The organism is Paenibacillus sp. JSM ZJ436, from assembly GCF_044383795.1.
Lineage (GTDB): Bacteria > Bacillota > Bacilli > Paenibacillales > Paenibacillaceae > Paenibacillus_AQ > Paenibacillus_AQ algicola.
Window position 1 is genome coordinate 1 of record NZ_JBISEO010000018.1, and the last position, 13,073, is coordinate 13,073.

The following is a 13,073-nucleotide window of genomic DNA, read 5'->3' on the forward strand; positions in this document are numbered from 1 at the left end:
CATCCCGAACACGACCGTTAAGCCTTCCAGCGCCGATGGTACTTGGACCGCAGGGTCCCGGGAGAGTAGGACGCCGCCAAGCGAAGAAGAAACCGTTACTGCAGCTAATGCAGTAACGGTTTTTTTGCGTTTGAATCTGCGCCTGCAGCGGCAAGCTTCTTTAATCTGCACGCTGTATCCTTCCTCCAATAAAATTCCCCAATTCATCCGAATCGTCCATTGACAGTCCTGCTATCCTAGTGTACTATCTAACTATAACACTAACACAAGCAAGGGGTGGAAGTATGACCGGAAATAGCAATGAAGTGGTACTCAGTGCGAAATCAATTACCAAAACGATCGGCAATCGCAATATTGTCGATAACCTGTCTTTTGACATCCGCCGCGGCGAGGTGGTAGGTCTTCTCGGTCCGAACGGAGCCGGCAAGACGACGACCATTCGAATGATCGTCGGGCTGATCCGGATCTCGAAAGGGGATGTCACGGTACATGGACACAGCATCCGCAGTGAATTTACACAAGCCATTTCCCATATCGGGGGTATCATTGAGAACCCGGAGTTTTATCCCTATATGAGCGGCTATGACAATCTGAAGCAGTATCAGCGGATGAGTGAAGGGATTGCAGAATCCAGACTGCACGAGGTCGTGCAGCTTGTAGGCTTACAGGATGCCATCCATAAAAAGGTTCGTTCCTACTCCCTCGGGATGAGGCAGCGCCTGGGTATTGCTCAAGCCCTCCTGCATAACCCGACCATCCTGATCCTCGATGAACCGACGAATGGCCTTGATCCGGCAGGCATTCGCGAGATGAGAGATTATCTGAAGCAGATTGCCAAAGAAGAAGGGATAGCAGTCCTCGTTTCAAGCCATCTTTTATCGGAGATTGAGCTGATGTGCAGCCGTGTGGTCGTTATTCAAGAAGGCAGGCTGGTGACAGAACGGGTCATGGGCCAGGGGCAGAATCAGGAGGGCTGGGTCACAGTGTGCATTCGTGTAAATCAGGCTGACGCTGCCCTGGAGGTCATTCGGAGCATGCAGGAGGTTACGGTGCTGAATCAGCCTACAGACCAGCCGGAGCTGATCCTGAGGCTGAAAGACGACTCCATCCCTGTCATGGTACAGCGGCTGGTAGAGCATAAGATCCTTCTCTACCGGATCACCGAAGTGAAGGAAACGCTGGAAGAAGAATTTTTAAAATGGACGGGAGGCGGCCGTATTGCGTAGCTTTGTAAAGCTGACCATCAACGAATGGCTGAAGATGTTTAAAAAGAAAAGCTTTGTTCTCCCGTATGCTCTGCTGGCAGCCATGGCTTTTGGCATCGCATACCTGATCGATTCATTTGCCTCCGGCTCTAGTACGACATTGGAATTTGCCCAACTGGCCGTAAGCACCCAAGGAATGGGACAGATGATGACTTTGCTGGCGATCGTATCTACAGCGGGTCTGGTGTCGATGGAATTCAGCTTCGGAACCATTAAGCTGCTGCTTGTCCGTGCACAAAGCCGCAGCAAGATCCTGGCCTCCAAGTATACAGCAATTTTGATGTATCTTGTGACGCTGGCTGCTTTCACGCTGGCAGCAGGGTTGGCGGCGGGAGCGCTCTTTTTTGAAGCATCGGGTGGAAATATGACCTTCATAGATTTGCTGTGGAGTACGCTCTACAGTCTGGTGTACACTCTCCTGTTTGTAACGATTACCTTTGTCGTCAGCATTGTGACCCGCTCCACCGGCGCAGCCATCGGCATCGGCATGTTCCTGATTGTGGCACAGGGTCTGGCAAACCAGCTATTAACCCGATACAATTGGTATAAATATCTGCCGTTCGTGAACGTAGATTTGTCCATATACAGGGATGGAGGAACAGGGCCTCTTCCGGGAATGTCACTAACCTTCTCGGCCTCCTTGCTGGCCGTATATCTGCTGCTGTTTCTGGCGGTCGGCTTCTGGACGTTTCACAAGCGTGATGTTGCATAAGCGGTAAAGCCAGGACGGTTGCAGCCCTTACCCAAGCGGCTGAAAGGAGAAGACCCTAGTGAGTATAGAATTTGACAACAACCTGCCCATATATATTCAGATCATGAATTACATCAAAAAAGAGATCATTACCGGCAAGCTTCAGTCGGGAGACAAAATCCCGTCTGTGCGTGAGCTTGCCTCCTTGTTGCAAATCAATCCCAACACCGTACAGCGTACCTTTCAGGAACTGGAGCGTGAAGAGATCGTGGAGACCAAGCGGGGGCTCGGCCGGTATGTCACAAGTGAGGAATCCAAAATCATGAGCATTAAAAAAGAAATGGCTGGAGATCTGATTCAGCATTTTATTACAGAAATGAAAGAGCTCGGATTTCAGGAGCAGGATATTCTGTCCATCGTCTCGGACGCGTTCAGAACCGGAGAATTCAACGGGAGGAAGAGCTAATGGTAGAGAATCTGCTTGTATTCAAAGGAGCTTCCAAGCAATATGGCCGCAAGACTGCGCTGCAAGACATTTCCTTGACGGTCGGAAGCGGAAAAATTATCGGACTGCTGGGAAGTAACGGAAGCGGCAAAAGCACCCTGATGAAAATGACCGCAGGGCTGCTCTCTCCTTCCTCCGGAAGTGTGGAGGTTCAGGGGCTTCCTGCGGGACCGAAGACAAAAAGTATGGTCTCGTTCATGCCAGACCGTCCGCTGACAGAATCATGGATGAAGGTGAAGGACGCGCTGATGTTTTACCGTGATTTCTACGCGGATTTTAATATGGAGAAAGCGACACATATGCTGGAGTTTATGAATCTGAAGCAGGAGGACAAGATCAGTGCTCTGTCTAAGGGCATGAACGAGCGGCTTCAGCTGACGCTTGCGCTGTCCCGCAATGCTGCTCTGTACTTGCTTGACGAGCCGATTGGCGGCGTAGATCCGGTAGCGCGAGGCAAGATTTTGGATGCCATTGTGGAGTTTTATCATGAGGACAGCAGCATTATCATATCTACGCATTTGGTGCGGGATATTGAGCGTATTTTTGATGAGATTGTCTTTATCCGGGACGGTGAAATGGTCATGCATGAGGAAGTTGAGCAGCTGCGCTTAAAGCATGGCAAAAGTGTTGACGAGATGTTTAAAGAGGTGTTTGCGGAATGATTAGGCTACTGAAATATGACTGGAAACGGAATGGAAGAGCGGTGCTGGCTCTGATCACGGTGCTGGTTCTTCTGCAGGGCGTCATGCTTACGCTGAATAGTCTGGGGTACTGGAAGGATGAAGTGACATTGGTTCTTAGCATGGTGGCCTATGCCATGACGGGGGTCATCCTGCAAATCATTGTGTTTAAGACATTTGACCATAATATCCGCTCTTACAGCCGGCGCCTGCTTCCGGTCCCGGTATCCTCCGGAATGATCTCTACCGTTGTGCAGTCCTGGATGGCGCTGATCTTTATTGTGCTGCTGATAAGTGCTCATGTTCTGGTGCTCTGGAGTGAGAATTGGCAGGCACTCATGCAGGTTGGCGTGTTACACTGGCTGGATTGGACTTTGATGATTCTTGCACTTTTGTGGCAATTTACTTCCTTTGTGGTTACGGTGCTCTTCTGTGTAACGGTAGCAAGAGTGTTTTCTGCAAAAGGAGGCCTGTGGCTCGGGATTGCGCTGTCCATTGCGATTCCAAGCGTCGTTTCCTGGCTGGGTGACCGGATTGAAGGGGAACCGAACGCCTGGACGAACAAAATCTTTGTGCTCCAAATCGGTGTTCAGGAGTCTGCAGCCTCCCCGGTTAGACCCATCACGGAAATCCCCTGGGGACCGCTGCTTCTGGAGCTGATCGTGGTAGCCGTTCTTGTGTATGTCACGAAGAAGCTGATTGAGCGTAAAGTAGAAGTAAGCTAAAGCGTGGTTGGTGTTAGAGAATACGATCATAACAGTTCCGGCAGCGCCCGGATTCCCGATCCCCTATGCCGTGCAAGGGCAGCAGATGCTGCCGCTGTACGGCAGGGGCTTTTTTGGCAGGATAAAGGGTGAGGCAAGGCTGGCCGGGGTGAATTTTGAAGCGGCATGAATATTCTCCAACAGCCCGGTTAAAAATGATAACGGAGCTCTTGGCAAATCATAAAAATATGCTATAATATTATCAAAGTCAAAGAAAGTCAAAGTCAGCGAAAAGGGATTCTAATGGTTTGCAGGTGGTTAAACATAACCAGGAGCAAGACTCTGTGCGACACGTGTAAGATGAAGACGGCTTAGCGTTTCAATCAGTGGAGGATGAACAACATGCGTAATATCTCGGATATTATCGAACAATATTTAAAGGGCAGTCTACAGGACAGTAAGGAAGGCACGATTGAAATTCAGCGGAATGATCTAGCCGAGCAATTTTCGTGCGTCCCTTCCCAGATTAATTATGTCATCCAGACCCGTTTCACCTTGGAGAAAGGGTATTTGGTGGAGAGCAAGCGAGGCGGCGGCGGCTACATTCGCATTCAGCGGATCGAGCTGCCTCAGCATACGGAGCTGCACCATCATCTACATCACAGTATCGGCAGCCATATAGACCAGACTGCAGCGGAAGGGCTGATCTACCAGCTGGAGGAATCCGGATTTCTGAGCAAGCGGGAGGCCTGTCTGATGCGGGGTGCGATATCCAGGGAGTGTCTGAATCTGAAGCTTCCTTATCGCGATGAGCTCCGTTCCCGGGTCATGAAGGCGATGCTGCTGTCGCTGCTGGGCAAGTAAACACGGTCTATTGTAGAGGGGAGAGTGAATGAGTATGGTGTGCCAGGAATGCGGAATCCGTCCGGCGACGCTTCATTTTACGAAGATTGTGAATGGCGAGAAGACGGAATTCCATTTTTGCGAGACCTGTGCGAGGGAGAAGGGGGAGATGATCCCCGGAACGGCGAATGGCTTCTCGATCCACAGCCTGCTCTCCGGCCTGCTGGATCTGGATCCATCGGGTAAAGGGCAGCTGTCCGGCGCCAAAGCACCTCAGGTTCCAAGGTGTGAGGAATGCGGGATGACCTATACCCAGTTCAGCAAGCTGGGCCGCTTCGGCTGCAGCTCCTGCTACAGCTATTTCTCGGATCGCCTGGATCCCTTGTTCAAAAGGGTGCACGGCAGCACCACGCATGTCGGCAAGGTGCCGAAGCGAAGCGGTGGACGCATTCAGACGAAGCGAAAGATTGCCGAGCTGAAAAAAGAGCTGCATGAACACATCGTTCAGGAAGAATTCGAAACGGCCGCGCAAATCCGCGACCAGATCCGGGAGTTAGAGAAGGGGCTGACCCCGTAGTTTAGTCGGTTTCTTTGCTTACAAGCTGCATTTATTTTAGTAGGAGGAATGCGTGATGTCGAATCTCCGGTTCACCGAACACGCACTCAGCGAGTGGATGCGCGGAAGCGGTCAGGATTCTGATATTGTCATCAGTACCCGGGTGCGGGTAGCACGCAATCTGCGTCAGCTTCCGTTCCCGCTGCTAGCGACCAACCAGCAGTCCGGTGAGGTGCTGAGCATCCTGACCGGGGTGATCCAGGAAGGGCTGTGCGAAGAGGGGACTCCTGGCTTTCACATCATCCATCTGGATGAGCTGGACGACCTGGATAAAAAGGTGCTTGTTGAGAAGCATCTGATCAGCCCGAACCTTGCCAATGAGTCGAGAAACGGGGCAGTCGTGTTAAACGACGATGAATCTATCAGTATTATGATTAATGAAGAGGATCATTTACGCATCCAGTGCCTGTATCCTGGCTTTCAGGTCATGGAGGCTTGGGAGAAGGCCACAGAGCTTGATGATGCATTTGAAGAGAAGCTCGATTATGCGTTTGACGACAAGCGCGGCTATATGACGAGCTGCCCTACCAATGTCGGCACCGGCCTTCGAGCGTCAGTTATGATGCATCTGCCCGCGCTGGTCATGACCCAGCAGATTAATCGGATTCTGTCGGCGGTATCCCAGGTTGGCTTGACGGTGCGCGGAATGTATGGCGAGGGCAGTGAAGCACTCGGCAATCTTTTTCAAATATCGAATCAAATTACGCTCGGACAGACCGAGCATGAAATTATAGATAACCTGCACAGCGTCGTGCTGCAAATTATCGAACATGAGAAAAATGCGCGCGCGAAGCTGCTGAACGACTCCCGGCTGCGGATAACGGACCGGGTTATGAGATCATATGGCATTTTGTCCTATGCAGCTGTGATGGAGTCTAAGGAAGCTGCGCAGCGCCTGTCCGACGTTCGTCTTGGCGTGGATTTGGGTCTGCTGGACGGTCCGTCCAGCTCCGTGATGAATGAGCTGAACGTGATGACCCAGCCCGGATTTCTGCAAAAGAAATTCGGGGAGAGCATCCATCCGGGCGACCGGGACTCTTGCCGGGCGAAGCTGATTCGGCAGACGCTAAGCGGGCAGCAGCAGGAGCCTTGCTAAACCATTTTGCAAAATGACGGCGCTGCGTTTAAAATCAATACAACCATCAATCATGGAGGTGCAATACTTATGATGTTTGGCAGATTTACGGAACGTGCACAGAAGGTGCTCGCACTGGCTCAGGAAGAAGCAGTACGGCTTGGCCATAATAATATCGGTACAGAACATATTTTGCTCGGATTAATCCGGGAAGGCGACGGTATTGCCGCCAAAGCATTGATCGGTCTTGGACTGGGTCTGGAGAAGATTCAGGATGAGGTAGAGACCTTGATCGGACGCGGTCAGGAACAGCCGACGAATATTGCCTACACCCCAAGAGCGAAGAAGGTCATTGAGCTCTCGATGGACGAGGCGCGGAAGCTGGGCCACACGTATGTGGGCACCGAGCATATTCTGCTGGGACTCATTCGCGAAGGCGAAGGTGTGGCTGCACGGGTGCTGAACAATCTGGGCATCAGCCTGAACAAAGCGCGTCAGCAGGTGCTGCAGCTGCTTGGCAGCAGCGAAGCGGTTTCGAGCCATCACGGCCAGCCGCAAAATGTAAATACGCCAACGCTGGACAGCCTAGCGCGTGACCTGACAGCGATTGCGAAGGAAGGCAATCTGGACCCGGTAATCGGGCGCAGCAAGGAAATTGAGCGCGTTATTCAGGTGCTGAGCCGCCGGACGAAGAACAATCCGGTGCTGATTGGTGAGCCAGGGGTAGGTAAGACGGCAATCGCTGAAGGCCTGGCCCAGAAAATTATTAATAATGAAATTCCGGAAACGCTGCGTGACAAGCGAGTGATGACGCTCGATATGGGCTCCGTGGTGGCCGGTACGAAATATCGCGGTGAGTTCGAGGACCGCCTGAAGAAAATCATGGACGAGATTCGCCAAGCAGGCAACATTGTTCTGTTTATCGACGAATTGCATACGCTGATTGGTGCGGGCGGCGCAGAAGGAGCTATTGATGCCTCCAACATTCTGAAGCCTTCTCTGGCTCGGGGCGAGCTGCAGTGCATCGGGGCAACTACCCTGGATGAGTACCGCAAGTACATCGAGAAGGATGCTGCACTGGAGCGCCGCTTCCAGCCGATTACGGTGGATCAGCCGTCTCCGGAAGAAGCCATCCAGATTCTGTACGGTCTGCGTGACCGGTATGAGGCGCATCACCGTGTCAAAATTACCGATGAAGCGATTGAACAGGCGGTACGCTTGTCCGACCGTTATATTACAGACCGCTTCCTGCCAGATAAAGCGATCGATCTGATTGATGAAGCAGGCTCGAAGGTAAGGCTGCATACGTACACTATTCCGCCAAACCTGAAGGATCAGGAATCTCGTCTGGAGGATATCCGTAAGGAGAAGGATGCTGCTGTACAGAGCCAGGAGTTTGAGAAGGCTGCGGCGCTCCGCGATACGGAGCAGAAGCTGCGTGAAGAGCTGGAAGTGACGAAGAACCAGTGGAAAGAGAAGCAGGGACGTACAGATTCCGAGGTAACTCCGGAGGATATTGCGGATGTGGTAGCCATCTGGACCGGTATTCCTGTGAACAAGCTGAAGGAAGAAGAGACCGAGCGCCTGCTGAACATGGAGCAGCTGCTTCACAGCCGGGTCATTGGCCAGGAGGAAGCCGTCAAGGCAGTCAGCCGTGCCGTACGCCGCTCCCGCGCTGGCCTGAAGGATCCGAAGCGCCCAATGGGCTCCTTCATCTTCCTCGGTCCAACCGGTGTAGGTAAGACTGAGCTTGCCCGTGCATTGGCAGAAGCCATGTTCGGCGATGAGAACGCCGTGGTGCGGATCGACATGTCTGAGTATATGGAGAAGCACTCGACTTCGAGGCTCGTTGGAGCGCCTCCAGGATATGTCGGCTATGATGAGGGCGGTCAGCTGACCGAGAAGGTTCGCCGCAAGCCTTATTCCGTCGTCCTGCTGGATGAGATTGAGAAGGCTCATCCGGAAGTGTTTAACATCCTGCTGCAAGTGCTGGAGGATGGACGCTTGACCGATTCCAAGGGCCGGGTTGTTGACTTCCGCAACACGCTGATCATTCTGACCTCTAACGTTGGAGCGGAAGCGATCAAGCGTAACTCTACCCTCGGCTTCACGGCATCGCTGGATGCGGGCCATGATTATAACAACATGAAGGGCAAGGTCATGGATGAGCTGAAGAAGAGCTTCCGTCCTGAATTCCTGAACCGGATTGATGAAATCATCGTGTTCCACTCCCTGGAAGAGAAGCACATCGGCGAGATCGTGATGCTGATGTCGGATGAGCTGAAGAAGCGGCTGCGTGACTTCAATGTGGAGTTCGAGCTGACCGATCAAGCGAAGGCATTCCTGGCGAAGGAAGGCTATGATCCGGCATTCGGTGCCCGTCCGCTCCGCAGAGCGATTCAGAAGCATATAGAGGATCGTTTGTCCGAGGAACTGCTGAAGGGTAATATCTCCAAAGGAGATCATCTGCTGATCGACGAGAGCGAAGGCGCGTTGACCGTAACCAAAACGCAGGCTGCCCCGGCGCAGCAGGAGTAACCCAAGCCATAATAAGATATAGGATCTCATCAGGCAGGAGAGCAAGAGTTGCCGGCGACAGCCGGCAGCATGCTCCTCTGCTGTGATCACGATTGAAGAAGCAGGCCGATGCATGATGCGCGAGGGCCTGCTTTTTTTGTATATACAGTAAGGCTTTAGGAAAAACAGACCGATAATCAAGGAGAGGATTCCCGATTTGCCTTTACGTTGGTTTGTGATCAATGGTAAACTTTGAGTAATGCCTAATTCGCAAAAGACTTATGGTTTTTTGTAAAGGATGGTCATCATAAAGGAGAGAACATGGCTAAATCCAAAACCAAGTTTTATTGTACCGACTGCGGCTATGAATCGCCGAAATGGTACGGCAAATGCCCAGGCTGTCAGGCCTGGAACTCCATGGTGGAAGAAACCGAGACGGTAATCAAGACACAGGGCATGAATTCGCCCGTATTTCATAGTAAAGAGAAGCCCGTATCCATCCTGAATGTGGAGAGCGGCAAGGAGCCCCGGATCGAGACCGGCATTATAGAGCTGAACAGAGTACTCGGCGGCGGACTCGTCCCGGGTTCACTTGTGCTTGTCGGCGGTGATCCGGGCATCGGCAAATCAACCCTGCTTCTCCAAACCTCGAATCAGCTGGCTAACCGCGGGCTGCGGGTGCTGTATATCTCGGGAGAGGAATCGGTTCGCCAGACCAAGCTTCGTGCTGACCGCCTAGGGGCCTTGTCCCCGGAGCTGTTTGTGCTTTGCGAGACAAATCTGGAGAGTGTGGAGGAAGCGATTGAAAGCGTGCAGCCGCAGTTTGTGGTTATTGACTCCATTCAGACGGTGTATCAGCCGGATATTTCAAGTGCGCCGGGAAGTGTATCGCAGGTGCGGGAATGCACCGCCCGGTTTATGCGGATTGCGAAGGTTAAGGGCATCGCTACAGTGCTCGTGGGCCACGTGACGAAGGAAGGGGCCATCGCGGGACCGCGGATGCTGGAGCATATGGTGGATTGCGTGCTTTATTTTGAAGGGGAACGCCATCATACGTACCGGCTGCTGCGCGCCGTGAAGAACCGCTTCGGCTCCACGAACGAGATGGGGATTTTTGAAATGGGTGAGGAGGGGCTGCGGGAGGTTGGCAATCCATCCGAGCTGTTTCTCTCCGAGCGTCCGCTGGGGGTAGCCGGCTCTACGGTGGTAGCGAGCATGGAAGGCACACGGCCCGTACTTGTGGAGCTGCAGGCTTTGATCTCATCGACTCATTTTCCGTCTCCAAGGCGGATGGGCACCGGGGTAGATCATCACCGGATGAATCTCATTATTGCGGTGCTGGAGAAACGGATGGGCATGTTCCTGCAGAATCAGGACGCTTACCTGAATGTAGCCGGGGGCGTGAAGCTGGATGAGCCGGCTGTGGATCTTGCGATCGCAGTCAGCATTGCATCCAGCTTCCGCGATGTACCGACGAAGCCGTATGACGTCATCTTCGGAGAAGTCGGCCTGACCGGTGAAGTGCGGGCAGTGTCCCGTGCGGAGCAGCGGGTGAAGGAAGCGCAGAAGCTGGGCTTTAAACGGGTTATCCTGCCCGAGAAGAGCTTGAAGGGATGGAAGCATCCCAAGGGCATAGAAATTATTGGAGTTAATACGGTAGCAGATGCGTTAGCGGTTGCGTTAAATTAGGGGGCATACTAAGGTGAAAGAATCGGTTCAACTGGACAAAATGAATGAACTGCTGAAGCTGGTGGCACCGGGGACAGCTTTCCGTGACGGACTGGAGAACGTGCTGCGCGCCAAAACCGGGGCCCTGCTCGTGGTCGGCTACAGTCCAGAGGTGATGGAGGTTGTAGACGGCGGCTTCTCCATCAATTGTGACTTCTCGCCGAACTACTTGTATGAGCTGGCCAAAATGGACGGTGCGATTATTCTGAGTGAGGATTTAAGGCGGATACTGTATGCCAATACCCAGCTCATTCCGGACTCCTCGATCTCCTCCATCGAAACCGGAATTCGGCACCGTACTGCAGAACGGGTGGCGAAGCAGACCGGGAAGCTGGTGGTGTCCATCTCCCAGCGCCGGAACATTATTACGCTCTATCAGGGCTCGATCCGTTATTCTCTGAAGGAAATTGGCGTCATCCTGACCAAAGCGAATCAGGCTATTCAGACACTGGAGCGTTACCGGGTGGTGCTGAACCAGTCGCTGACGAACCTGTCCGCCTCGGAATTTGAAGAGCTGGTGACGATTCATGAGGTCGTAAATGTTATTCAGCGGGTCGAAATGGTGTTAAGGATTAAGAAGGAGATCAAACGGTATATCAATGAATTGGGTAACGAAGGCCGTTTGATCAGTATGCAGATGGAAGAGCTCGTCAGCAACATTGAAGAGGAAGCCTGGTTCCTGTATGCCGATTATGCCAAGGAGTACAGCGAGGAGAACGTCAGAGAGATTATTCATGCGCTGAAGCGGCTGGATGACGAGGAGCTTCTCGATATTAATCTCATTCTTCGGCTGTTGGGCTATCCCTCCTCCACAGCTACCGCCGATGAGGAAGTGCTTCCCCGCGGCTACCGCATCCTGAATAAAATCCCGCGGCTGCCGAATGTCATTATTCGTAATCTGGTGGATACGTTTGAGGATTTGCCGAGCATCATGGCGGCGAGCATTGATGAGCTCGATGAAGTGGACGGCATCGGAGAGGTGCGGGCGCGCACGATTAAAGAAGGTCTGAAGCGTCTGCAGGATCAAGTATTTATTGACAGACAAATGTAAATATCATACAATCTATTAACGTGATGTAAAATCTAACGAGGTGAACAACCCATGACGAAATCAATTCCGAACATGTTTACTTTAGGTAATCTGTTTCTCGGAATGATTGGCATAATTCTTGCGGTAAACGGTAACACCAGCACAGCGGCTATTATGATTATCGTCGCTATGCTGCTTGACGGACTGGATGGCAGAGTGGCTCGCGCCCTCAATGCGCAGAGTGATTTTGGCAAAGAGCTGGATTCCCTGTCTGACATCGTATCGTTTGGCGTAGCACCGGCGCTCATTATGTATTCCGTAGCTTTTATGGATATGAACAGTGCGCTGGCCTGGACTGTAACCGCGGTCTTTCCGATGTGCGGAGCGCTCCGACTGGCACGATTCAATGTCCGCCCGGGTATTCCGGGATATTTCATCGGGCTGCCGATTCCGGCGGCGGGCGGTGTACTGGCTACACTGGCTCTGTTCCACGAAGAAATTTCAGCGCCCTATATGATGATTGCCATGCTGCTGCTCTCTTATCTGATGATTAGCCGTGTGAAATACCCGAACTTCAAGAAGATCGGCCTTCCGAAGAAGGCGATCAAGTTTACGCCGCTGGTCGTTATTGCTGCGGTTGCTGTAGCGGTGTTCTTCCCGGAGCAGACCTCTATGCTGATCTTTGTACCCTTGGTGCTGTATGCAGGCTTTGGCCTGAAGCAGAGTGTGCAGCGTCTCATTCGCGGCCGCCGTATGAAGCGGAATTCTGAGGAAGAGGCGTATCGTTCTTCGGACCGGTAATGCCATCTGTGACCATGTATAGCGTTTACTCGGATCCATACCGACATATCCACGAATAAAAAGCATTTATTTCCTGTCCTTGAACGTAAGGGCAGAGAAATAAATGCTTTTTTTTGCTTAGAACATCTTTACGATAAATTGAACAATCCCAGCGTCGAGCATTTCTTGGATTCCTTGTTGAGTACATCCTCCAGCTGAATATCGAGCAGGTTGGCCATAGCAGACATATAAAACAAATTGCGCCCCAGCTCAGAGCTTACAGCCTCCCGGCAATTCTCGCACAAGCTTCCCTCGATATGAGTGCCGGCATGCGCTCTGGCCGATTCAAGATCCGTCCCGGCGTCAAAGCTTTGTTTGGTGGCATGCAGCTCAATACATCCGCATTCCGTGATCGCTTTGGTGACAGCCCGGTTAACGGAAGCACTGCTTTGGCCATTCTTGGAGAGGACGTCCAGCAGACTGCGGTGGCGGAGCAGCAATTCGGAGACCTGATCCTGAAAGGCCTGTAAATTAGGAGCGTTCATCGTTTAACATCCACCTCGATTTGTTGATATAGTTGCATTCATTATAGTCCACCCCATCTAGGGATTCAACCTGGCCAGCTTGCCGGGAAACGGC

At 52.3% G+C, this 13,073-nt stretch carries 13 protein-coding genes and 1 rRNA gene; 13 read left to right on the forward strand and 1 reads right to left on the reverse strand.

Translation table 11 applies throughout. From position 1 onward, the window contains the following. The 13 genes from rrf to pssA form a co-directional block, all read left to right on the forward strand. Window positions 1-82, forward strand: a 5S ribosomal RNA gene (gene rrf, locus ACH6EH_RS20250); the annotation flags it as partial. A 202-nt stretch (window positions 83-284) separates the two neighbouring features. Further along, a complete protein-coding gene (locus ACH6EH_RS17195) occupies window positions 285-1,226 on the forward strand; it encodes an ABC transporter ATP-binding protein (protein ID WP_397333234.1) in 942 nt (313 codons plus the stop codon). Next, a complete protein-coding gene (locus tag ACH6EH_RS17200) occupies window positions 1,219-1,977 on the forward strand; it encodes an ABC transporter permease (RefSeq protein ID WP_208204493.1) in 759 nt (252 codons plus the stop codon). Before ACH6EH_RS17195 ends, ACH6EH_RS17200 begins: the two co-directional genes overlap by 8 nt. 58 nt (window positions 1,978-2,035) lie before the next feature. Further along, window positions 2,036-2,422, forward strand: coding sequence for a GntR family transcriptional regulator (locus ACH6EH_RS17205; RefSeq protein WP_138227180.1), 387 nt, complete (start codon window positions 2,036-2,038; stop codon window positions 2,420-2,422). Continuing rightward, the gene (locus tag ACH6EH_RS17210; protein ID WP_397333235.1) at window positions 2,422-3,123 is read left to right on the forward strand and encodes an ABC transporter ATP-binding protein; all 702 of its coding nucleotides are present in this window, start codon (window positions 2,422-2,424) and stop codon (window positions 3,121-3,123) included. Before ACH6EH_RS17205 ends, ACH6EH_RS17210 begins: the two co-directional genes overlap by 1 nt. Next, the gene (locus ACH6EH_RS17215; RefSeq protein ID WP_397333236.1) at window positions 3,120-3,866 is read left to right on the forward strand and encodes a hypothetical protein; all 747 of its coding nucleotides are present in this window, start codon (window positions 3,120-3,122) and stop codon (window positions 3,864-3,866) included. Before ACH6EH_RS17210 ends, ACH6EH_RS17215 begins: the two co-directional genes overlap by 4 nt. Before the next feature lie 381 nt (window positions 3,867-4,247). Beyond that, window positions 4,248-4,709, forward strand: a complete 462-nt coding sequence (locus ACH6EH_RS17220; RefSeq protein WP_138227177.1) for a CtsR family transcriptional regulator — start codon at window positions 4,248-4,250, stop codon at window positions 4,707-4,709. Window positions 4,710-4,743: 34 nt separating this feature from the next. Continuing rightward, on the forward strand, window positions 4,744-5,265 hold the full coding sequence (gene mcsA / locus ACH6EH_RS17225) for a protein-arginine kinase activator protein McsA (protein WP_138227891.1): 522 nt from the start codon (window positions 4,744-4,746) through the stop codon (window positions 5,263-5,265). Between the two features lie 55 nt (window positions 5,266-5,320). Continuing rightward, window positions 5,321-6,400: a protein-arginine kinase McsB gene (mcsB, locus tag ACH6EH_RS17230; protein WP_397333237.1), complete on the forward strand. Its 1,080-nt coding sequence runs from the start codon at window positions 5,321-5,323 to the stop codon at window positions 6,398-6,400. Between the two features lie 69 nt (window positions 6,401-6,469). After that, on the forward strand, window positions 6,470-8,917 hold the full coding sequence (gene clpC / locus ACH6EH_RS17235) for an ATP-dependent protease ATP-binding subunit ClpC (protein WP_397333238.1): 2,448 nt from the start codon (window positions 6,470-6,472) through the stop codon (window positions 8,915-8,917). Window positions 8,918-9,217: 300 nt separating this feature from the next. Next, the gene (radA, locus tag ACH6EH_RS17240; RefSeq protein ID WP_138227174.1) at window positions 9,218-10,585 is read left to right on the forward strand and encodes a DNA repair protein RadA; all 1,368 of its coding nucleotides are present in this window, start codon (window positions 9,218-9,220) and stop codon (window positions 10,583-10,585) included. Between the two features lie 13 nt (window positions 10,586-10,598). Then, on the forward strand, window positions 10,599-11,675 hold the full coding sequence (gene disA / locus ACH6EH_RS17245; RefSeq protein ID WP_138227173.1) for a DNA integrity scanning diadenylate cyclase DisA: 1,077 nt from the start codon (window positions 10,599-10,601) through the stop codon (window positions 11,673-11,675). A gap of 51 nt (window positions 11,676-11,726) precedes the next feature. Continuing rightward, complete coding sequence (gene pssA, locus ACH6EH_RS17250; protein ID WP_138227172.1) at window positions 11,727-12,455, forward strand: CDP-diacylglycerol--serine O-phosphatidyltransferase; 729 nt, start codon at window positions 11,727-11,729, stop codon at window positions 12,453-12,455. A gap of 128 nt (window positions 12,456-12,583) precedes the next feature. Here the strand turns inward: pssA and ACH6EH_RS17255 are convergent, their stop codons facing one another. Beyond that, window positions 12,584-12,979, reverse strand: coding sequence for a nucleoside triphosphate pyrophosphohydrolase family protein (locus tag ACH6EH_RS17255; protein ID WP_397333239.1), 396 nt, complete (start codon window positions 12,977-12,979; stop codon window positions 12,584-12,586). Window positions 12,980-13,073: the final 94 nt, after the last annotated feature.